Consider the following 21,272-nt stretch of genomic DNA (forward strand, 5'->3'; position numbering starts at 1 on the left):
CGCTGACGGCCCAGTTCGGACGTGATCGAGCCGAACAGCTCTGGGTCGCGCGCTGAGAGAGACTGGGTGAAAAAACCTTGAGTGCGTTGCGGGGCGTTCACTTTGAAACCTCCTAAAAGGGTTAGCCGGTCCAGCCAAGGCCAGCGGAAATAGCGTTCATGGATTGCAGCAGGGGAACAGGAACCGATCCTGCCTGAGGCTCGGATCGAGCTTGTCGCAGCAATTCGACCTGCAGCGCGTGAATGCGGGCCAGTTCAGCCCGTTTGCGATCAAACCGTTCGCACAGGCGAGGGAAACGGTGTCCGATAGTTTGTCCTCCCGTCAGAAATTGCACTGCACTGCAGGCGCTATCGTATTCTGCTTTGATTGACTGAAAGACGATTTGTCGGGTGTTCTCATCGTGCACTAGTTCGCCGTATTGTGCGGCGATGCCCATATCCGCCTGATAGAGCGATTTCTCCATTTCATCGACGGCAAGGCGGAACAGCCGGGAGTGCTGAAACATATCCTGCAGCACTTCATCACCGCGCGCGCCACGAAATTTGCGGAAGCTGGCCATTGCGGCCCCGAAACCATACCAGCCCGTGATCAGGTGGCGGTTCTGCGACCAGGCAAAGACCCATGGAATGGCGCGCAGATCATCCAGACTGGCCGCGCCAAAGCGACGTGCCGGACGAGATCCTATTTTCAGGCGGGCTAATTCCTCGACCGGGCTGGCCTGCTGGAAATAGTCCAGAAAGCCTGGCATCTTCAAAAGCGAGACATAGGCTGTCTGTGACAGTTCCGACAGAGCATCCAACGCGTCGTCGAACTCGGGCCGGGCCAGGGTTTCGCCGGGATTGGCGGTATGACGCAACGTGCTTGAGAGGAGCAGTTCCAGATGGGCCGCGGCTGTTCCGCGGTTGGCGTATCTGGTCGAAACAACTTCGCCCTGTTCAGTTACGCGCAAGCGCCCGGCAATTGTTCCGCTGGGTTGCGCAGCAATCGCCCGCCCAGTGGGAGCGCCGCCCCGACTGACTGAGCCTCCGCGTCCATGGAAAAACGTGACCTTGAAACCTTGCGAAGCCAGTGCCGTCACGATGCGACGTTGGGCGCGCTCCAGCTCCCATGTTGAGCAGAAATACCCGCCATCCTTGCCGCTGTCCGAATACCCCAGCATCACTTCGATTTCATTTCCATCGGTTTTGAGGCTGCGGCGGGCAAGCGGTACTGCCAAAACGTCCAGCAGGATCGCAGGGGCATTGCGAAGATCTGCAATCGTTTCGAATAATGGCACCACCGAGATATCCAATGTCTCGGACCCGAAACCGGAATAGCGGGCCAGCAGGTACACACCGAGAATATCATCGGCAGACCGGGTCATGGACAGGATAAATGGCCCAATTGCCTTGGGGTCCGGCCCCGAGCGAACACTATGAACAAGCGCTAAAAGCGCCAGCATTTCCTGCGCCTGATCGCTCAGCGCCTCGCGGTTTTGATAGGGCAGGTTTTGATCTGCCAGCTCTGATCGCAGACGGGCAGACCAGTCGGGCGTGCCATATTCCGGAGCATGTCCGGATTGTGACCAAAGTTCCGTCAGAACGTCATTCGTGACGGTTGAATTCTGACGAATATCCAGGGTTGTGGTTCGGAACCCGAAAACCGCAGCGGCGCGGCACAGCGGACGGATATGCCTCTGTGCCAGGACGTCGGCGTTGACCGCGCACAAAGCCGCATCAAGTGCCCCAAGATCGCTTACGAATTGTGAGATGTGATCGTAGCCGCCATCGGTCAGCCGATAGCGAATGGCATTGAGAGCCTGCCGGAACGGTTCGTTTCGATTGCGATCGTCGTCCGGAGTCCGGTCGATAATTTCTTGTACACGTGCACGGTTTGGCTCAGGAAGCGGCAATATGAGCGCGCTGATGCTCAACCGGCTTGCAGCTTGATCGATGGCCTGACGATAAAGATCCTGAACCGTTTCACGGCCGCGTTGCAGGGCCAGTGCGGTCATCTCGGTTGTGACATTCGGATTGCCATCCCGGTCGCCGCCAATCCAGCTGTGAAAGCGAATGTTGGGTGTTTTGGCTAGAGTCTGACCCAACACATGCAGGCAGGCCTGATCGAACCGATCCATGACCTGCGGGACGGCGTCAAAGATTGCATCCCGGAAGAATTGCAACCCCCATTCGATCTCGTCGCGCAGGCTTGGGCGCGACAGGCGAAGTTCGCCTGTCAGCCACAAAAGATCAATCTCGCCTTCCAGACCATTCAGCAATTCGGTGCGTTCGGTCGGGGTCCATCGTTGCACTTCAAGACTGACAAGATTGCGGTAGATCCGCCGGTGAATTTCCAAAACGGTGACCCGTTTGGCCTCGGTCGGGTGCGCGGTTAGGGTGGGACCGGCGCATAGGTCAGCCGTCAGTTTTTTTGTCTGGCTGTCCGTTAATTGCAGTTCAGACAACACCTCAGCAAACCCGCCTTCGACCGCTTCCGCGCCGCTTAGGGTCTCGGTAAGGCGCCGGTCCCGGACATGGGCGTTTTCATCAATGATGCGTAACAGTTGGAACCAGATCGATAGGGCTTGCAGATACGGCGTTGCCTCGAGCCCTGTAGGGATGGGTTGCAACGGCATGGCCTCGGCCCATGTCGCCACATGCGGCGCCCGCTTCGACAGAATATTCCGCCACAACGCCCGCAGTTCCGAGCGCAATTCCTCGGCATAGCCCGAAGGGTCCGGGGTGGACGGAATATTGCGGGCCAGCGCTTGCATCAGATCACCTGGTCCCGCGGGGTGCGACCTGCGAAGAAGTCGGCCAGATTGTCGAGTACGCGAAAACCCATGGCCTCGCGCGATTCTTTTGTGGCGCTACCCAGATGGGGTAGCATCACCAGGTTGTCGCATTGCAACAGATCCGGGCTAATGCGAGGTTCGCCATCGAACACGTCCAAAGCAGCCCCACCGATCGTGTCGAACATCAGCGACTGCACAAGTGCGTGCTCATCCACGACCTCACCGCGCGCAGTGTTGATGAGGAAGGCGTTGGGCTTCATCAGATCCATTCTGCGCCCGTTGATCAGGTGCCGGTTTGCGGCCCCACCCGGGCAGTGCAGTGAGACGAAATCGCAGTGCGGCAGCAGATCGTCCACGGTATCGACCTGAGTTGCGTTGAACTGTTTCAATACCTCGGGCGAGACCGTGCTGCGGTTCTGGACAAGAATATTCATGCCGAACCCATGGTGCGCGCGACGGGCCATTTCCTGACCGATGCGGCCAAAACCGATGATGCCCAGAGTCTTGCCGCTGACCTTGGTGCCGACCAGATGGGTCGGACGCCAGCCGGTCCAGCCGCCCGCGCGCAGCTCACGTTCGCCTTGGCCGGCGCGGCGGGCTACCATCAGCAGCAATGTCATGGCCAGATCAGCCGTGCATTCGGACAAGACATCAGGCGTATTGGTTACAGTCATACCAAGGCTGCGCGCAGCGGGTTCACAGATATGGCTGTAACCAACTCCATAATTGGCGAGGATTTTGGTTTGCGCCGCAGATACGTCCAGCGCCTCGGCGCTGAGCGTGTCGGTGACCGTGGGCAGAACCGCGTCATAGCGTTTCAACGCATCACGGATCTCGGCCGGGGACAATGGTTTGTCCCCGATGTTGAGTACGGTGTTATAGTTTTCGGCCAGTTGCGCCTCGACGGCGGCGGGCCAGCGACGGGTGACAAGGACCGAAGGTTTGACCATCACGCAGCCTCTCCCATGACGCGGGCGATGGTCTCGCCAATTACCGCAGGGTTTTCAGCAACAGTCACACCCGCCGCCGATAGGATTTCGACCTTTTCCGAGGCGCTTTCGCCAAATGCCGAGATGATAGCCCCGGCATGACCCATGGTCCTGCCTTTAGGTGCGGTCAGACCGGCGACATAGGCCACGACGGGTTTGGTGACGTGGTCTCGGATATACTCGGCCGCCTCGGCTTCCTGAGGGCCGCCGATTTCGCCGATCATGGCGATGACCTCGGTGTCCGCATCCTGTTCGAACCGCTCAAGGATATCGCGGAAGGACGAGCCGTTGATCGGGTCGCCTCCGATACCGACGCTGGTTGAGACGCCAATGCCACGCTCCTTCAGCTGCGCCGCGGCTTCATAGCCCAGCGTGCCCGAACGACCGATGATGCCGACATTGCCCGGCAGGTAGATATGGCCCGGCATAATCCCCAGCAGCGCCTTGCCAGGGCTGATAGTTCCAGCACAGTTCGGGCCGGTCAGCACCATGCGATTGTCCTTGGGATAGCGATACATATAGCGTTTGACGCGGATCATGTCCTGCGCCGGGATGCCGTCGGTTATGCAAACGCAATAACGGATACCGGCATCTGCGGCCTCCATGATCGAATCCGCCGCAAACGGGGGCGGCACGAAGACAAGGCTGGCCTCTGCGCCGGTGGCCGTGACCGCCTGTTTGACAGTGTCGAAGACAGGCACGCCTTCTACGATTTCGCCGCCCTTGCCAGGGACGACACCGCCAACAACATTGGTGCCGTATTCCAACATATCCTTGGTGTGAAAGCGCGCCATACGTCCAGTGATGCCCTGAACAATAACGCGGGTGTCGCGGTCCAGAAGAATGCTCATTACACAGCCCTCATCTTGGTGTTTTGGGTCAAATCGTTTTGCCACGCACCAACGGCGCGTTCGGCAGCTTCCATCAATGTTGTTGCACGAATAATCGGCAGGCCGGACTTGGCGAGTATTTTCTGACCTTCTTCAACATTCGTCCCGGCAAGGCGCACGATGACTGGGATGTCGATATCCAGTTCCTTCAGAGCCTGCACGACGCCTTCGGCAACCCAGTCGCAGCGGTTGATGCCGGCGAAAATGTTGACCAGAACCGCTTGGACGTTCTTGTCGGACAGTACCAATCGGAAAGCTTTGGCAACACGTTCTGGTGACGCGCCGCCTCCGATATCGAGGAAGTTTGCAGGCTCTCCCCCGGCCAGCTTGATCGTGTCCATCGTCGCCATGGCCAGACCGGCACCATTCACGATGCAGCCGATATTGCCGTCCAGCCCGACATAAGACAGGCCACGATCCGCCGCGCGGCTTTCACGGGGGTCTTCCTGGCTTTTGTCGCGAAGCTCCGCGACCTGCGGGTGGCGGAACAAGGCGTTGTCGTCAAAGCTCATCTTGGCGTCCAGCGCCAACACGCGATCGTCGCCGGTGATGACGAGCGGATTGATTTCAACCATAGTCGCGTCCAGCTTGTTGAAAGCGGCGTAACACCCTTGGAGGGTGCGGACCATGTTTTGGATCAGACGGGGCTCCAGTCCCAGATTGAAGGCAATCTCGCGCGCCTGAAACTCCTGCAGACCTACCGCAGGTTCGACGATGGAGCGGACAATGCTTTCAGGGCGTTTTGCGGAAATATCCTCGATCTCCATTCCGCCCTCGGACGAGGCGACGATCATCACGCGTTGGCTTGAGCGGTCGAGCACAAAACCCAGATAGATTTCCCGATCGATCGGAACGGCAGATTCGACGTAGACGCGATAGATGCCTTTGCCATCGGGTCCGGTCTGATGCGTCACCAGCTTGCGGCCAAACATCTCGTCACAGGCTGCGTATATTTCGCTTTCCGAATTGCACAGCTTTACGCCCCCAGCTTTGCCGCGGCCACCTGCGTGAACCTGAGCCTTTACAATCCACTTGTCGCCGCCCAGCTCACGTGCACGATAGGCAGCTTGCTCGGGGCTGTAGGCCAAGGCCCCCGAAGGGACTTCGACGCCGAAATTCGAAAGAAGTTCTTTCGCCTGATATTCGTGGATATCCATCTGCATTTCCTCCCGTTTATGCAGCGATAGATGTGCCGTAGCGGCTTTCCAGAAGCGCTTCGATCGCTTCGAGATTCACCGAACCACCCATCTCGCGGATTGCTTCGGCAAACAAATGCACGATGCTGCCGATCGACTGATGATTCAGTTGGTTCAGGATGCCGATGCGGACCTGAACAGGGGCGCTGAGGGTTGGCCAGATGCCAAAGCCGCGGGCCCGGCAATTCTGCACCAGCTCCATTTCGCGGCCTGCAAGTTCAGCGGGCAGGTTCAGCACCACAAGGCTGGACATGTCCGAGGTGACCTCGCAGCCCATCGCAATTACGGCATCGCGCAGCACGGCCTCGTGCGTTTTGTAGGCATGCGCGCGCTTCGCTAGCCCCTCCTGCAGGGTCAGGCGTAATGATTCATGAAAGGCCGCGACGGCATAGCCCGAATGTGTTCGGTGATATGTGCCTTTTTCGACATCCTGGCCATCGACGATGCCCCAGTGGCGGGCCTCGAAAATGGGATTGTGAACATAGCTGTAAGCACCCGTTGCTTTCAGGCTGTCGATATATGCGTCGGTAAAGCTGACGGGAGCATAGGTCAGCGGCAAGCAGCACAGGCCCTTTTGCGGACAAGAGGCCCAGCCCGCGATGCCCGGATAATCATCAACCCGGAAATCTTCGACACCCAAAGACGAAACGGCGTCGATCAGACCCATTGCACCATGGCGCTCGCAGGCATCCGAGAAGCCGCGCAAATCATTGATGCGTCCTGATCCCGTTTCCCAATGCGCCATAAACGCCCATTTGGGCTTGTGTTCAGCCAGTGCGGCTTCGACCAAGTCACCGGTCACCGACTGACCATGCGGCACGTCGATGATCGTGACACTGGCGGCCTGCGGGTCCAAGGGGTTGGCAGCATGTTCGTCCGGTGTCGCTGCCTTGATCCGAAGGGTCAATGTATCGATGCCCGAAAAGGTCCCGTTGTTGAACGCAACAACCTTGTCACCGGGCATGACAGCCGAGAACATGGTGTCCAAAGCGCTCCAACCAGTGCCCGCGACCGCAAAGGTGTATATGTTCGTGGTGCCCCAGATTTCGCGCAGCATGTGCTTGCATTCGATCATGCCGCGCAAAACGTCGCCCTGCATGTGATCCGCAACTCCGGCGCTGGAAAAGGCTTGTAGAACGCGCGCGTCTGTATTGCCCGGCCCGGGGCCTGCGGCCAGCGTCTCGGGGATTTCGAGCGTTGGATAAATCTGGAAAGTCATTGCGATCCTCCTTGATCGTTGGGGTGGTCAACCACGCCCAGACATCTCGTTGTGGATCAGGAAAGCCTTGCTTGCGTCATCGCGCAACGTAACTTACTACTGCTTTAGGACTTCTAATAGGATGGGAAAAAACCTACCCGTATTGGCAAGGATACCGAAGTATACCAAGTTTTGCCCTATACGAATGGGTAGTTTATTGAGGATTTGGATGTAAAATCAATGACAGAGCCTTCACAACAACCGATTGACGTCATGCTTGCCGACAACAATCCGCTGGTCTTATCGGCCATGTCAGAGATTTTTGAACGTGATCCGCGATTCTCTTTGGTTGCCACATCGGCGACTGCTGAAGGGTTCCTGGGCGCGGTCATGAGAGTTCCGGTCCAGGTGTGTGTGATCTCCTGGAGCTTGCCGGTTCTTGGCGCGGCCAAATTGATCGAGGTTTTGCGAGAACAGGAAGGCGCGCCCCGTTTTGTCATTTACGGCGATGATGTCGGAGATGTTCCGCGCCTTGCAATGCAGGCAGGAGCTGCGGGGTTCTCATCCCGGTCAGGTGAAGTTGAAGCGTTGCTGGAAACCTGCGCGGACGTGGCTGCTGGCAAGATGGTGTTTCCGTTCATCGATGTCCGCCAGATGCAACAGAATCCGATCCACAGCCTGTCGCGGAAAGAGCGCGCGATTCTGGAAGCTCTAGCCAAGGGCATGTCCAACCGCGAGTTGTCCAAAGAGCTTCAGATATCGACCAATACCGTGAAATTTCACCTGTCAAACATTTACGAAAAACTATCGGTTAAAAATAGGACGCAGGCCATCGCGTATTACTATTCGTCTAATGCGGCCTCGCATTAGATAGATTTGCCCAAATGCTCCAATGGTGTGGTCATTCTGTTGGTCGCGTGATCGGCCTTTCTTAGGAACCCGTGGGGAATTGGGTGGCGGTTTCGTAAAAGCTCTGATCGACGGCGACGGTCGCAATGCAAACCCGAACCTGTTCTTCGATAGCTCTGCGCGCGAAAGAGGTCACGGCTGTGTCCGACGCGAAGGCATCGTAGATTACAGTTGGTTGAGCTTCGATACTATATCGAGTTGGAACCAGAAACACGTCAATCTCACCATAAAAATGCTGCTTTTTTCGCCATATAGCGGGCCGTCCCATCTGATTTCGTCTTTGGCGACGGCGTCTTTGATCGCGGTCAGGTCTTGCTCCAGAGGGCCGGTCCGGCCAGGATCATTTCGACATCAACCCAGAGAGAGTGCAGAGATCCGGCTGTTTCAAAAACATCGTACAGCCCTTTCTCGCGGGACAGGTTGCTTAGAAGCCCGACCCGCAAATGGTCAGGAGACGGCAGGCTGGTCTGTGTTTGGGGGCGAAAACCGCGTTTTCGGCGACGTGCCATTTTTGATTGCTTCGGTAAGCGTGTGGGCGCCAAACAAGGTCAGAATGGTCGGAACATAGGCCATAATGGCGTCTGTTTCACGATGAGCACCCAACATGGTCAGCTCGGTGCAGTAAGGTGCTGATCCAGTTTCTTCAGGCCAGAAGTAAGGAGCCAAGTTCAGGATGGATGATTTGGCTTTAGCCATATGGTTCCCCAACTTCCGTGCCTGCTTCTGGGCCGTTCTATGGGGTTCACAAGCTCGCTTAAAAGTTGCAATGGCTCTGGGCCCGCTAGGCCAGATTTTGTCCTTCACGGGCGTGATGACTGAACAACAGCTTGTTTGATTGGACATCGGACAGAAAATCCGCCGTGCGTCCAGACAGCGCGCGATAAAAGGACAGAAGACCGGGTTCGATTTCTTTGGCAATGTCGATGCAGTTTTGGCGCAGCTCATCGGTGCGCTCCAGCGGTTCACGCGCACGTATGGCCGACAAAAGTTGAGCATGCGCATCGCGTAAGTTCTGGAATGCCTCGCTGTCGAGCATGTCCTGATCGCCAATCAGTATGTAAACGGGCTCCAGGTTCTTTTTTCCTTTCAGGTCCACAAACCCAGCTTCCAACATCGCCAACTCTTGTTTGCCTAGAATGTAAACTGAATTCGAAACCAGGATGTCATAGTCGACATGTCGGCAGCTTTGTTCGATCCTGGCGGCGACGTTCACCACATCTCCGATCACAGTATAATTGAACCGCCGCCTCGACCCGATATTGCCCACACAGGCCTGTCCTGTCGCGCAGCCAGTGGCCAGCGCAATGGGTGGACGTTCGCGCATGATTTCGGACCTATTGAACTGTGCCAATGCACCGCGCATCATCAAGGCTGCCCGTGCAGCGCGACAGGGATGATTTTCGACCGGAAGCGGAGCGTTCCAGAACGCCATGACTGCGTCGCCGATGAATTTGTCGATTGTGCCTCGCTCGTGCAAAATCTGATCTCCGACCTGTGAAAACAGCTCATTCAGAATGGCGACGAGCTCCGTGGCCGAAACCGACTCGGATAACGGGGTAAATCCACGGATGTCGGCGAACATGACGGTGATCTCTTGTGTTTCTCCACCAAGGACCAACTGATGGTCCGAGCCTTCCATTTCATCCAAAATTTCAGGAGCGACATAGTGAGAAAAAATCTTTCGGATCGCTCTTTTCTCTCGCTCGGTCGAAATGAATAGATATCCGGCCAACAGCCCGAAATTCGCCATCCCACCAGCAAGTGGGAAGGTTGCGTCAAATAATACGAGTTGATTTTGAAAGGCCATCCAGCTGATCAGCACAACTACGGCTGCAGAAACGCCACCCGCAATGAAGGATGCGACCGCACCAAAGCTGGACATGACGGCGACGACCACTAACCCCAGTAAGACGAATGAGACCAACTCAAGCGCAGCGGTCACATCGGATCGGCTGAGCATTTCGCCCGTTAGGACCTGTTCAAGTAACTGCGCGTGGATCGAGACGCCGGGCACGGATTCTCCGAGCGAGGTCTGGTGCATATCAAACAGACCCGCCGCAGAGGTGCCAACAAGAATAATCTGGTTTTCGATCCGGGACCGCAGCGCAGGATCATCCGGATTCGTCATAACGTCATTGGCAGAAACATACAGTTCAGGCCGGTCTCGCCTGTACCGAATCCAGACTTCGCCGTTCTGAGTTGTTGGCAATCGAAAATCGCCCAGTTCAAGCGCCAGCATGACACCGGATTCATCGGGCGCGCCCTCGGCGAAAATGACTGTTTCCCCGATGGCCACCCTAAGGGCCTCAATTCCCAGGCTTGGCAGGGCGCCATCCGGTCCCCCCCAAAGTACCGGGACGCGGCGGACCACACCGGTCCCACCAAGTGGTGAGACATTCACGCCCCCAATACCTGTTGCATCTGAATAAAGTGGCGGAGCAGGAGGGGTCCAATGCGGAACCTGGACGAGCCCTGAGGTCGGAGACTCACCGATCTCGATGATCCCCGCCTTGGATATGACGGGCTGACTATCATCGGCCACACGGGCCGCTACACCCAGAACAACCGGCCATTTGGCGATTTCGGCTCCGAAAAAAACGTCGTTGTCCAGGTTTTGGGCGTCTTCATCTACCGAGAGCACCTCGGCCAACGCAGGGTCTTCCAATAATCGAGCAGGCGAATAGCGGTCGGGTTCGACAAACAGCATGTCAAAAGCGATGACCGCAGCGCCATTTTGGCCGAGGTTTTCAACCATCTGAGCCATGAGATTGCGCGGCCACGGCCATTGCCCCCAGTTGGCTAGTGACTGTTCGTCTATGTCGACAACACGGATTGGCAGGTCGGGGGTGTAATCGCGTGGGGCCATGCGCTGAAGGATGTCGAAATATATCAGCCGAGTCATGCGCACGGGAAACGGATCTATGACCCTGACAAAGCATCCAAACAGGATCAGGCACAAACCCACAAGGCGAAAACCCCTGCGGCGAGTGCTCCGTTCTTTCGACTTAACCGTCACGGTTGCCTCCGAAGACAGTGGTCGCTTTCACTGCCCGACATTACCGATTACCCATATCAGCCGATGCTCAGTTAACAGGTCTATTCGGTTTCGTATCCGGCGCTGCACCGCCTTCTATACTGGGCGCCTCAACGGGTGCAGATGCTACCGAAGCCTTCACCGCTTGCCGCTGCGGGGGCGCTGGGCGGGGCTCGGGAGCGTCGGATTTTTCGATGGGCTGCACGGGTGCTGATTCTCCGGCGCAGCCTTCGATATTCACGCGCAGCGGACTGAGAAGCCGTTCCTGAGACTGAATGAACGGAAATCCATTTTTCACTGCTTCGTCGTACTGTGCCTGATCGGCCGGGCGGCCCACCTTGCCTTTTTGACTGGTGGCAAACAGGCTGCATTGACGTCCAGTTGATCTGCAGCCGCCTTTCAGGCCGCACATCTGCACGGTGCCTTCCAGCACCAGCATCGAGCTTTGGGTGCCAGGCACAACCCACATGTCGAATATGGTCCCACGCACAGCCATTGTCGCAGTGGGGGTCTGGATGGAATAGGCACGTTTTCTGCTGTTGCCCGAGATGAAACGAAAGCTTCCACCCAAGGCCTGAACGGCAAAATTCTTGGCCTTCTTCTTGTTTCGCAACATGGTCACATCCAGCGCCATCTTTGCATTAGGCCCTATCGCGATCTTCGTTTCGTCAACAAAGATCAGCTGAACTACCCCTCTGCTGTCTGTGGATATGGAATCACCCGAGGCAACTTCCATGCCTTCAAGCAGTGGCCGGGAATTCCCGGCTCGGGTAATTTCTGCGCCTTGCTTGACGCTTACGACAGTACCAATGTTGGCCAGGATCTGCGACGGCAGTATCAAAACACAACAGGAAACACACAACACTCTTAACCAGACCAAACTAATTATCCCTTCCCCAAGGTTATTCCAGAGCGCAATGCGCCCGCTGCCCGGTCTGTGCCTCGTGGAATTTATTTCTTTGTATTATTTGTAAAAAATCTAAGCAAATATGCCTTAATGCCTATGTGTTTGGCAAGTTTTCTATGAAGCTGGAGAAAATTCCCACCTAATTGGGCTGACCCGGAGCTTCGGAAACTCTCTGTTCGTACATTGCCGGTGTCTCGGACAGGGCTCTTTTCAAATCAGTGTTTCGTTGGGCCGTCGCTCGCTTTCCCAGCCGATGTCTCTTGGGTCTGATCGCCTTATGGAAGGCCCGGCAGACACGCATTGCGGGTGACGTTTCGCGGCTGCCTTTGATCAAGCCCGAAAGCCATAGACATCATGGATTTGACTTTTTGAAGATTTTTTCACGAGGTCCCTTGTATTTCTTGGCGCTTATCGAATACACCGGCCAGCGGAGACGTGGCCGAGTGGTCGAAGGCGCTCCCCTGCTAAGGGAGTAGGCCCGGAAGGGTCTCGAGGGTTCGAATCCCTTCGTCTCCGCCACCAAATCTTCGTATGATGTTTTTTGTGATGGCTTACACGTTTTGAAGGCTTTACCCGCCACATCCGCCAAGAAATAACGTGATCGGAAGGTCGGGTGTTCCGTTTCCAGCACTCAATGACCCGGCCCTTCGAAATCCTCGCGGGACGCGGTAGGTTCGAAGCTTGCTCTCGTGATCGACCATTGGTGCCTGGATTGTTGGCAAATCCGCTTATACCACCGAAACCGGTACCGTTGGTGTTGCAAGAGCCGGCACTACCGGGGTGTTTCTGAATTCGGATGACTGTTCGGTATGAGGCTGCTGGCGCTCGAAAGGTTGACCACCGGTAAAGTTGATTCAGCGGACAGGTCCTATTTGCCGATTTGACTGCCTTGGAACAGACTGCGGATTATCCGCTCAGCTCCAAACTGGCCAATGGAAAACTCTGCAGAATTCTACCGGTCCATTCCTTTGGGGCGGCGCAAAGGGCTGTGGACAGACCGTCAGCTAAGGCTGCATTGGGTGCGGAAATGGAAACAGTGTGGTTGCTTGGGCTTGGGCCGAATGGGTTCAGGATATGGCCGTGGTCGCCAGGCAAGAGCGTGCCTGCAACCGATGATGTGGCTACTGAGCGTTCTCGTAAAGTGATCTTCTTGAGGACTGTATTATTGTGACCCGCAAGGCCGACCCGCCAGTCTTGCCCGTCACCTCGCTGACCCATTGCCGCGATTTCTCCCATGTTAACCAGAACATCGCGTAAGCCAAAAGACCGTAACAGCGCCGCAATGCGATCGGTGATTGCGCCTTGTGCGATACCGTTCAATGTCAAGGCTGAGACACCGGGCTCCGGCAGCTGGATCGCATCAGCGTCATATCGGACTCGGTGCCAGCCGACAGTTTCTTGGGCGGCAGTCAATTCAGATGCGCTGGCGCGCGCGGCCATCGCCCTCCAGACGGGTTGTATTGTGGGGTCAAAAGCCCCGTCTGATGCACTGTGAAGGGTCGAACACAGGCTCAGTACATTCAACAGTTCGGGGGCTGGTTGCTGCAGCAATCCGCTTCGGTTCAGCTCTGAAATCTGTGATCGCGATCGGTACAGACTAAAGATATCTTCCAGCCGGTTCAGTTCAGCCTCGATTGATGACAGCAGGGGCGCCGCCTCTGCCTCAGAAAGGCCAACAAGGTCAAGGCTGGCCCTAGCCCCCAGCGCGATGCCACGCCAATGCGCGACTGGTGCGCCAGATGCGACCGCCGGTAGCGCGGCGCATGCCGCAGACATGATCAGAAAACGACGTCGGGACAAACGGCTCATGCTGGTGTCTCCAGTTTCAGGTCCAGATCGACGGGGCCAAGCACTTCGGCGTCGGGTATGTCAGTCAGGGGCAAAGCGGACCCTCCGTACAGGATGATGAAGCTGTCCGCATCGGTCGGGTCTGCAAAGGGCACGACCTCGCGCGCGCCCATGCCGCCGGCGACATTGGCCCCGACGACGAAAGTCGCACCTTCGGCATTGATCCAGTTGGATTGACCTGGTTGATGCCAGCTTGGGGCGGTTCCCATATCGCTGACATAGATTGCAACAATGGCTGCCTCGCGTTCGGGGCTTTTGAGATAGGCAACCATGTCGCGAACCTGCGCAAAAAACAGTGGTGTGGGATAGCCGTCGAGGTGAATCTGTCCTTTTGGACCACCATGTTCAGCAATATTCATCTGGCAAAAAAAGCTGAGTGCGTCTGGCGTCAGATCGACCGGGTCAGGCGCGGCAATCTGTTCTTCCCTACAGGCAGTCAGGGCGAGTAGAGCAATCAGGAAAAGACGCTTCATGGCTCGACCCTTCGGAACGCGAGCCGGGCAAGTGCAAGGCCTAGCAGGGGCCAGATCAGCAAAGACAACGGGGCGGCCCAGACAGGCAGAGCCTGCGCAGCGCCGGTCATGCCGGATGCCATCGCGACGCCCTCGGTCGCGGCGATATTCCACAGACGGAAAGCGTCGGCCGGGTTGGCCACCATCACCCATGGAAAGACGGATTGAGTGAAGGTGCCGCCCTTGTCCATGACGACGGCCCCCAACAGGCCCAGATCATAGAGGACGACAAAAACCAGCCAGAGCCCGGCCGACAGACCTGCTGCCGCCGTGGCCCCCTTTGCCAGGGCGGACAGCAAGTATCCCAATGCCAGAAACACGGCGCCCAGCACGATCGAAGTGAGGATAAGACGGACCAGAGCCAACAGGCTTTCTGGACCGGCACCACCGAACCATGCTGCCACCGCGCCAGCCGTGCCAAAACCGATGGTCATCGCAAAGGCAAGCGCCGACAAATGGGCGGTGAATTTTCCCAACAGGATTTCTCCGCGCCCGGCGGGATAGGACAAGAGCAGCGATAAGCTGCCCCGATCCACATCGCCTGCGATGGCGTCAAAGGCAATCATCAGTGCCAGTAGGGGGGCAAGATAGACCGACAGCGTCGTCATCGAGGCAACCGAGACAGTCAGCATATCAACGCCAAGCGTGCCTGTGGGTGCACTGCCTGCAAAGGTAAGTGCCAGCGCGAATAACACCATGATCAGTGTCGCCATCAGCAGCCAGCGGTTGCGGCGCAAGATCAACATTTCAGTGCGGGTGATGGCGAGGAAGCGGGTCATGGCCTCTTCTCCTGTGCATAGTAGCGATAGAGATCTTCCAGCTTGGGAGGTGTCATTTCCACATCTGCCACCGCATCGCCCAATCCGGCGATCCGGCGCAGGGCCTCCATCTTGTCGTCGACGGTGCAGAGCAACTCAACGGACGCGCCATTGATCCGGCTGCCGCCCAGTTTGGCGGCCAAGGCGTCAGGGTTAGAGCTGGCGCGCACCTTCAGGCGGATTGGCAGACCCGCCAGCGCCGAAAGGTTGTTTAACGTGTCATCGGCCACCATCCGGCCCCCGCGCATGATTGCGATCCGGTCTGTGCGGGCCTCGACCTCAGTCAGGGCATGCGATGCGATCAGGACGGCGGTGCCTTTTGCGGCCAGTTCGTCGATGATGGCGTACAGATCCTGCCGAGAAATCGGGTCCAGTCCGCTTGTCGGCTCGTCCAGCAATGCCACTTTCGGCTGGCCCAGCAGCACTTGCGCCAATCCCAGACGTTGCCGCATCCCCTTGGAGTAGGTCCCGATCCGTCGGTCCAGTGCGTCGCTGAGGCCGACGCGATCCAGCAAACCGGGCACATCGGCCTTGGACCCCGAGAGCTGCGCGAAAAGAGTCAGCTGTTCCCGGCCCGTAAGCGCCGGGTGGAAGGACACCGCCTCGGGCAAGTACGCCGTATCCCGCCGCGCCTGTGCGCTGCCGGGTGTGGCGTCTCCGATTCGAATGGCTCCGCCCTCAATCGGGATCAGGCCAAGGATGGATTTGATCAGGGTCGATTTGCCGGCGCCGTTATGGCCCAGTAGCGCCACGCGCTGACCAGGGGCAAGAGACAGGGTGATGTCGTCAAGAACGCGGGTTTTGCCTCGGTCCTTACAGACGTTGTTTATCGTCAGGGCCTTATCCGTCATGAGGCACCTTTTTCATAGCTGAGGGTTCAGGGGCTTGCATCAGTGGGTTGCTGTCCATCACACCCCCCGGCAACAGCGCCGGGAAGGCTGATTGCGACCAGCGCACCAGTTGCACGGCAGGCGAGCCGAGCAGCAGTTTGGCTGCGGGTTGGGTCCACAGCACATGGTCCATCGAGTCGTTGGGGCGATAGGGGGCGTCGGCAATGCCGTTGCCATCCACATCATAAGCGGCGAAATCGGACCAGTAATTGCCGCGCCCGTCTTCTGACCACTCGACCCATTTGGTCGAGACGTATTTCACCTGTGTCCGGTTGCCGATGAACGCGTTGCCAACGATATGGTTGCGTTCGCTGCCAGCGGTAAAGTGGATGCCGATGCCGCACCCTTCGAACCAGTTATCGGTGAATTTGTTCTTGTTCGAGTTATACAGGAAGGTGCATTTTTCCTTGGCACCTATCACCACATTGCCGGTGATCTGACTCTTGTTCGCGTAGTTCAGCATCACGCCATGTTCGCGGTCGCCGATCGAGACATTGTTGGCCACCCGCACATTGGTGGTGAACATCACCGCATAGCCCAGATCATTGCCGATCGAGACGTTATCGCTGACCACCGAGTCGTCGGCATACATGTAGTGCACCGCGAACCGCAGGTCGCGGAACAGGTTTCCAGTAAAGGTGTTCTTCTTGGACGAGTTCACAAAGATCCCATCGCGCCCGTACCGGATATCATTGTCTTCGACCCGCGCACCCGGTGCGTTCCAGACATAGACGCCGTTGCCGCGGTCATTCATCCGCTTGTCCTGACGCCCTTCGATCCGGTTGCCGCGCACGACACTGTCCTTGGCGCCGTGGATGTCGATGCCATAGAGATTGCCCAGCAACACATTGCCTTCGATCACCGGCGCATGGGCCGTTTTGACCAGCTGAATGCCACTGTCGATCCCATCATGGCTCGAGCCCGAACCAATCACGGTCAGACCGCGCACGGTCACGCCCGGTCCGGTCACGGTGATGACGCTGCCGACGCCTTGTCCGTCAATGGTGGCCTGCCCCAGCCCATCAATTGTGACGGGCCGGTCCAGAACCAGTGTTTCCGAATAAACGCCGGGGCTCAGGCGAAGGGTGTCTCCATCCGCCGCCTGCGCCAGTGTTTCATTGATGGCCCCCGCCCGGTTGGGCACATCCCAATCCGCCGCCCAAAGGGGCGAGCCGAGCAGGAGCGGTATGAGCAGGGGCCAACGCATGGGTTATGCTCCCTGCGGCTCGACCAGCATCCGGCCGCGCATTTCCATGTGCAGCGCGTGGCAGAACCACTGGCAATAGAACCAGTGCACGCCCGGACGGTCAGCGGTGAAGGTGACCGAAGCGGTCGCCATCGGCGCAACTTCCATCGCGATGCCGTAGTTGCCAAGACAGAAGCCGTGGGTCACATCGTCCACGTCATCCAGGTTGGTGATGTAGACTGTTACCTCATCACCCTGTTTGACGGTGAACTTCTCAAGGCTGAAGGTTGGGGCCTGCGAGGTCATATAGACCCGCACCTTGTTGCCGTCCCGGATCGGTTCCTCGGCACCATCTTCCAGATCGATGCCATCGGCCTCAGCCTGTTTGCGGGCGTCCTCCCAGGTGATGTCGTTACGGTCCCAGACGTTGACCGGGTTGACGATGTCAGCGCGCACCATGATCGAGTCATGCGGCTCGGCAAAGGTCGGTCCGTCGTGAACCACCTTCATCTCGTTGGTTGAGATATCGATCAGCTGCTCGTTTTCAGGCTTAAGTGGACCCGTGTTCAAGAACCTGTCTTTCGAGAACTTGTTCATCGAAATCAGCCATTTGCCATCAGCCTCCTTGGTTTCACCCATGGTGGTCGAGTTATGGCCCGGCTGATAATGCACATCGACCTTCGAGATGATCGGGTCAACATCGGCGCCGCCGTAAGCCTCGATTGCCTTGTCGAGGTTCCACTTCACGATCTGACTGTCCAGGAATAGCGTGGTGAACGCGTTGCCCTGGCCGTCATAAGCAGTGTGAAGCGGGCCAAGACCCAGCTGCGGCTCACCCACGATGCAGGACCGTGGATCGGCATCACTTTCGAACAGGGCGTCCAGTTTGGTGACATCCATGATCGATACGGTCGGCGACAGTTTACCGTTGATGCAGACATGCTTGCCGTCAGGCGCAGTGTTGATGCCGTGCGGTGAGTTCGGGATCGGGATGTAACGGGTGTATTTCTTGTTCTGACCCTTACGGCCGTCCAGAACCTTGACGCCTTTCAGCTCCTGATAGTCACCTGCTTCGATACCTGCTTCGATTTCGGCGAGGTTGAAGACAACAACATGGTCCATCTCGTTCTCGGTCATCTCGGCCAGGTTCATACCCATTTCCGAGTTGTACGAGGTCGAATAGGCGTACTTACCCTGATAGTCGCAGTCGGTGTTGTCGAGGTTACCCGACACGATCACCTGCCATGCCACTTCCATGGTGTCGCCGTCCAGCGCGGTGAAGATGTTCACGTATTGCGACGGATCGTCCAGCACAGTGCCGTCATTGACCAATGGAGTTTCATCTTCGCCATTGGCAAAGACATAACCAGTGCGCGGGAATTTCTGCGGACGCAGACCATGAATCGCCTTGGCGTTCGGGATTTCGGTGATCTTGTCGCATTTCATCACGTCGCAGCGTACGCGAGCAACGCGCGTGTTGGCCTTGTCGTTCATGAACAGGTAACGGCCATCGTAGGTGCCGTCGGTGAACGACATATGCGGGTGGTGCAGGTCACCGTTATCGTAGGTTTTCATGCCGCGCTTGGCGAGGAATTCCTTGGTTTCCGGCAGCAGGCCATCGGTCATGATCTTCAGCGATTCATTGGTCTGACCCCAACCGGTGGCCGAACAGCGGTTGAACACCGGCACCCGCATCAGCTCGCGCATGGACGGGAAGCCCAGAATGCGCAGCTCACCGGTCTGACCCGAGGACCAGAAACCGTAGTATTCGTCCAACTCACCAGGTTCGAGATTGGCGTTGGCCGCGGCGCTGGCCTGTTTTGCGGTCATCAGGGTTGATCCCAGACCGGTTCCGGCCAGCACGGCGCCAGTGGCGGTCGCCCCCAGCATACCGCGGCGTGTGACGGTTAGTTTGTTGTCATGTTCCGACATGATCGTTCCTCCTTTTAGGAAACGGTTTTCGGTTTGGCGTTTGGATGGTCCGCCGGTGGTTGTCCGAGTGGGGTCTTGAGATCGACCGACCCTGTCTTGGCCCGCCGTTTCAGTTGGCGGATAACGACGGGACATTTGTCCTCGGACTGGTAGAGCACCTGACAATGCAGGCAGGTGACGCACTCGTTCGGATTGATCTCACCTGTGGGGTGGATCGCCTGAACGGGGCATTCATTGGCACAGGTCTGACAGGGGGTGCCGCAGTCCTTGTAACGGCGTAGCCAGTCGAACATGCGCATGCGGGCCGGGATCGCCAGTGCTCCGCCCAACGGGCAGAGATAGCGGCAGTAGAACCGCTCAACGAACAGGCCGATCCCCAACAGGGCCAGCGCAAAAACCACAAACGGCCAGTCGCGCATGAATTTCAGAATGATCGCGGTCTTGAAAGGCTCGATCTCGGCATACTTCTCGGCCAGCGGGATGGAGACAAAGCTGAGGCCGAAGAGACCCAAGAAGATCATGTATTTCGCGGGCCACAGCCGTTCATTCAGGCCCCAGGGCAGGGTCCATTGCGGCACGCGAAAAGCCCGCGCGATCTTGTTGGTCAGTTCTTGCAGCGCACCAAACGGGCACAGCCAGCCGCAATAGGCACCGCGTCCCCAGAACAACAGGGCGGCTGCCACGGCGAACCATTGGATGAACACCAGCGGGTCCAGTAGGAAGGCATCCCATGAGAAACCCGTGCGCAAACTGCCCGCCAGTGCCATCAGGTTCACCACGCTCAACTGGGCATTCGCGTACCAGCCGATGAAGAACAGGGTCATTGTCAGATAGCCGATGCGGAACCAGTAAAAGACCCGCGCGTTCATCGTGGCATGGAACTGGAAAAAGAAGGTCGCCGTCAGTATCAGCAGCATGACGCCCAGACCGGCAATCTCGACTGTGCGATCCTTCCAGATACGTTTCCAAAGAGCGGCTTTGGCGGCCGCTTCACCTGTGGCGTCATCCACAACGGTGGGGGCTACGACTGGCAACAGGTACTGCTCAGGCAGTTTGTAGCCCAAATCGAAGGTCAGGAACGTCTTTTCAACCGCACCGACGGCGCGTTGCACCAACAGTTGCAGGCGGAACGGTTCGGCCGGATCAAACTCTGCCTCAGCGGGGATTTTGAAGATATCCAGCTCGGTGAAACTGGGCGCATCGGCGGCCGCAACTCTGCCCAGACGCTCTTGCTGTTTATCAAAGAAGCGTACCGAATTATCACCTTGAATCAGCTGAATACGGTCGAAAATTCCGCCACGTACATAGCCTGACCCCTTGAAGCTATAGGCGCCACGACCCAGCACCAGGATGGCTTGCTCGCCCTCGCCCAGCCACTCGGTCAGGTTTTGATACTCGGCCTCGCCCAGCAGCGACTTGCCGATCGACGGGACTGAAACCAACGCTAGATGCATATCGATGAAGGTGTCGTCGGGCGCGCCCCGTTCACGGCGCCTGATGGCGCGCTGGTCGCCGGTGGCCTCGAACGCAGCGTTGACCTGACCGACATCCAGTGTCAGGCGTCGGACCGAGCCGTCACCCGAAAGCGTTGTCCAGTCATAAGTGGCGTCTTGTGCCATATCGACTTCGCGCTTCGGCCCGTCGGCCTGCAGCGGTGACAAGCCACCCAGCCCCAGCGCCCGCGCTACCTTGATGCCGCCACGCACGAGACTGTCGTCGATCACCATGATTGTGACAGTCGCGCCCGAGATAATGTCGAGGTCATGGCCCTCACCGCCTGTTTCAGCCTCAACCCTAAGGTCCAGGCCGGCATAGCCTTCGGTCAGTTCGACCATACGCGCGTTCGGAATCCCGATCAGTACGATGGGTTCCGAATGCTTGACCAGCTTAACGCCAGTAAGCACCGCATCATTGTCGATCGCTGCAACGACGTGAATGGGTTTGCCGGAATAGCCTGTGGTGCCCACGAAATCCGAGGTCAGAAAGGCCCAGGCAATCGTTTTGCCCCCTTTCAGGATCGGCGCAACCGGAATGTCTTTTCTGATCGGGCCAAATGCCTCGGCGCCGGGGATCAGGTCCGCGGGCTCAAGTTCTGGCAGAAAGCTGGCAAGGCTGTCGGCATGTGCGCTGATCGCCATCAGGCAGGACAGAAAAAAGGCCAGCAGGAAATGGATTGCGCGACTTACGACC

16 protein-coding genes and 1 tRNA gene are annotated in these 21,272 nt (G+C 57.6%); 2 read left to right on the forward strand and 15 right to left on the reverse strand.

The features are described 5' to 3' along the window. Positions 1–121 precede the first annotated feature (121 nt). Genes AC2FIP_RS07485 through AC2FIP_RS07505 form a run of 5 tightly spaced genes read right to left on the reverse strand, consistent with a single transcriptional unit; the run spans position 122 to position 7,067 of the window. Complete coding sequence (locus AC2FIP_RS07485) at positions 122–2,752, reverse strand: phosphoenolpyruvate carboxylase (protein WP_496696583.1); 2,631 nt, start codon at positions 2,750–2,752, stop codon at positions 122–124. Further along, positions 2,752–3,723, reverse strand: a complete 972-nt coding sequence (locus AC2FIP_RS07490; protein ID WP_496696581.1) for a 2-hydroxyacid dehydrogenase — start codon at positions 3,721–3,723, stop codon at positions 2,752–2,754. The genes AC2FIP_RS07485 and AC2FIP_RS07490 overlap by 1 nt, the downstream gene beginning before the upstream one ends. Next, complete coding sequence (gene sucD, locus AC2FIP_RS07495) at positions 3,723–4,613, reverse strand: succinate--CoA ligase subunit alpha (RefSeq protein ID WP_496785823.1); 891 nt, start codon at positions 4,611–4,613, stop codon at positions 3,723–3,725. Before sucD ends, AC2FIP_RS07490 begins: the two co-directional genes overlap by 1 nt. Next, on the reverse strand, positions 4,613–5,809 hold the full coding sequence (locus tag AC2FIP_RS07500) for a malate--CoA ligase subunit beta (RefSeq protein ID WP_496785824.1): 1,197 nt from the start codon (positions 5,807–5,809) through the stop codon (positions 4,613–4,615). Before AC2FIP_RS07500 ends, sucD begins: the two co-directional genes overlap by 1 nt. Before the next feature lie 16 nt (positions 5,810–5,825). Beyond that, positions 5,826–7,067: a pyridoxal-phosphate-dependent aminotransferase family protein gene (locus AC2FIP_RS07505; RefSeq protein ID WP_496785826.1), complete on the reverse strand. Its 1,242-nt coding sequence runs from the start codon at positions 7,065–7,067 to the stop codon at positions 5,826–5,828. Positions 7,068–7,286: 219 nt separating this feature from the next. Between AC2FIP_RS07505 and AC2FIP_RS07510 the strand changes: the two genes are divergently transcribed. Continuing rightward, the gene (locus AC2FIP_RS07510; RefSeq protein ID WP_246097171.1) at positions 7,287–7,916 is read left to right on the forward strand and encodes a response regulator transcription factor; all 630 of its coding nucleotides are present in this window, start codon (positions 7,287–7,289) and stop codon (positions 7,914–7,916) included. A 486-nt stretch (positions 7,917–8,402) separates the two neighbouring features. Here the strand turns inward: AC2FIP_RS07510 and AC2FIP_RS07515 are convergent, their stop codons facing one another. From AC2FIP_RS07515 to AC2FIP_RS07525, 3 genes are all read right to left on the reverse strand, one after another. Next, on the reverse strand, positions 8,403–8,651 hold the full coding sequence (locus AC2FIP_RS07515) for a hypothetical protein (RefSeq protein WP_496785828.1): 249 nt from the start codon (positions 8,649–8,651) through the stop codon (positions 8,403–8,405). Between the two features lie 85 nt (positions 8,652–8,736). Next, a complete protein-coding gene (locus tag AC2FIP_RS07520) occupies positions 8,737–10,971 on the reverse strand; it encodes a CHASE2 domain-containing protein (protein WP_496785829.1) in 2,235 nt (744 codons plus the stop codon). A gap of 67 nt (positions 10,972–11,038) precedes the next feature. Next, positions 11,039–11,830, reverse strand: coding sequence for a FecR family protein (locus tag AC2FIP_RS07525; RefSeq protein ID WP_246097172.1), 792 nt, complete (start codon positions 11,828–11,830; stop codon positions 11,039–11,041). A gap of 495 nt (positions 11,831–12,325) precedes the next feature. Here AC2FIP_RS07525 and AC2FIP_RS07530 point away from each other — a divergent pair. Next, positions 12,326–12,415, forward strand: a tRNA-Ser gene (locus AC2FIP_RS07530). 387 nt (positions 12,416–12,802) lie between these two features. On the opposite strand, the gene AC2FIP_RS07535 is transcribed toward AC2FIP_RS07530, so the two are convergent. Genes AC2FIP_RS07535 through AC2FIP_RS07565 form a run of 7 tightly spaced genes read right to left on the reverse strand, consistent with a single transcriptional unit; the run spans position 12,803 to position 21,220 of the window. After that, the gene (locus tag AC2FIP_RS07535; RefSeq protein WP_496785830.1) at positions 12,803–13,705 is read right to left on the reverse strand and encodes an FAD:protein FMN transferase; all 903 of its coding nucleotides are present in this window, start codon (positions 13,703–13,705) and stop codon (positions 12,803–12,805) included. Further along, a complete protein-coding gene (locus AC2FIP_RS07540; protein WP_496785831.1) occupies positions 13,702–14,217 on the reverse strand; it encodes a nitrous oxide reductase accessory protein NosL in 516 nt (171 codons plus the stop codon). The genes AC2FIP_RS07535 and AC2FIP_RS07540 overlap by 4 nt, the downstream gene beginning before the upstream one ends. After that, the gene (locus AC2FIP_RS07545; protein ID WP_271948643.1) at positions 14,214–15,035 is read right to left on the reverse strand and encodes an ABC transporter permease; all 822 of its coding nucleotides are present in this window, start codon (positions 15,033–15,035) and stop codon (positions 14,214–14,216) included. Before AC2FIP_RS07545 ends, AC2FIP_RS07540 begins: the two co-directional genes overlap by 4 nt. Then, a complete protein-coding gene (locus tag AC2FIP_RS07550) occupies positions 15,032–15,925 on the reverse strand; it encodes an ABC transporter ATP-binding protein (RefSeq protein ID WP_281972627.1) in 894 nt (297 codons plus the stop codon). Before AC2FIP_RS07550 ends, AC2FIP_RS07545 begins: the two co-directional genes overlap by 4 nt. Then, positions 15,915–17,171, reverse strand: a complete 1,257-nt coding sequence (locus AC2FIP_RS07555; protein WP_496701035.1) for a nitrous oxide reductase family maturation protein NosD — start codon at positions 17,169–17,171, stop codon at positions 15,915–15,917. Before AC2FIP_RS07555 ends, AC2FIP_RS07550 begins: the two co-directional genes overlap by 11 nt. Before the next feature lie 3 nt (positions 17,172–17,174). After that, entirely contained in the window at positions 17,175–19,082 is a 1,908-nt protein-coding gene (gene nosZ / locus AC2FIP_RS07560) for a TAT-dependent nitrous-oxide reductase (RefSeq protein ID WP_281972625.1), read from the reverse strand. Positions 19,083–19,096: 14 nt separating this feature from the next. Then, complete coding sequence (locus AC2FIP_RS07565; protein WP_496786137.1) at positions 19,097–21,220, reverse strand: 4Fe-4S binding protein; 2,124 nt, start codon at positions 21,218–21,220, stop codon at positions 19,097–19,099. Positions 21,221–21,272 lie beyond the last annotated feature (52 nt).

The organism is Ruegeria sp. CDSB114, assembly GCF_059611025.1.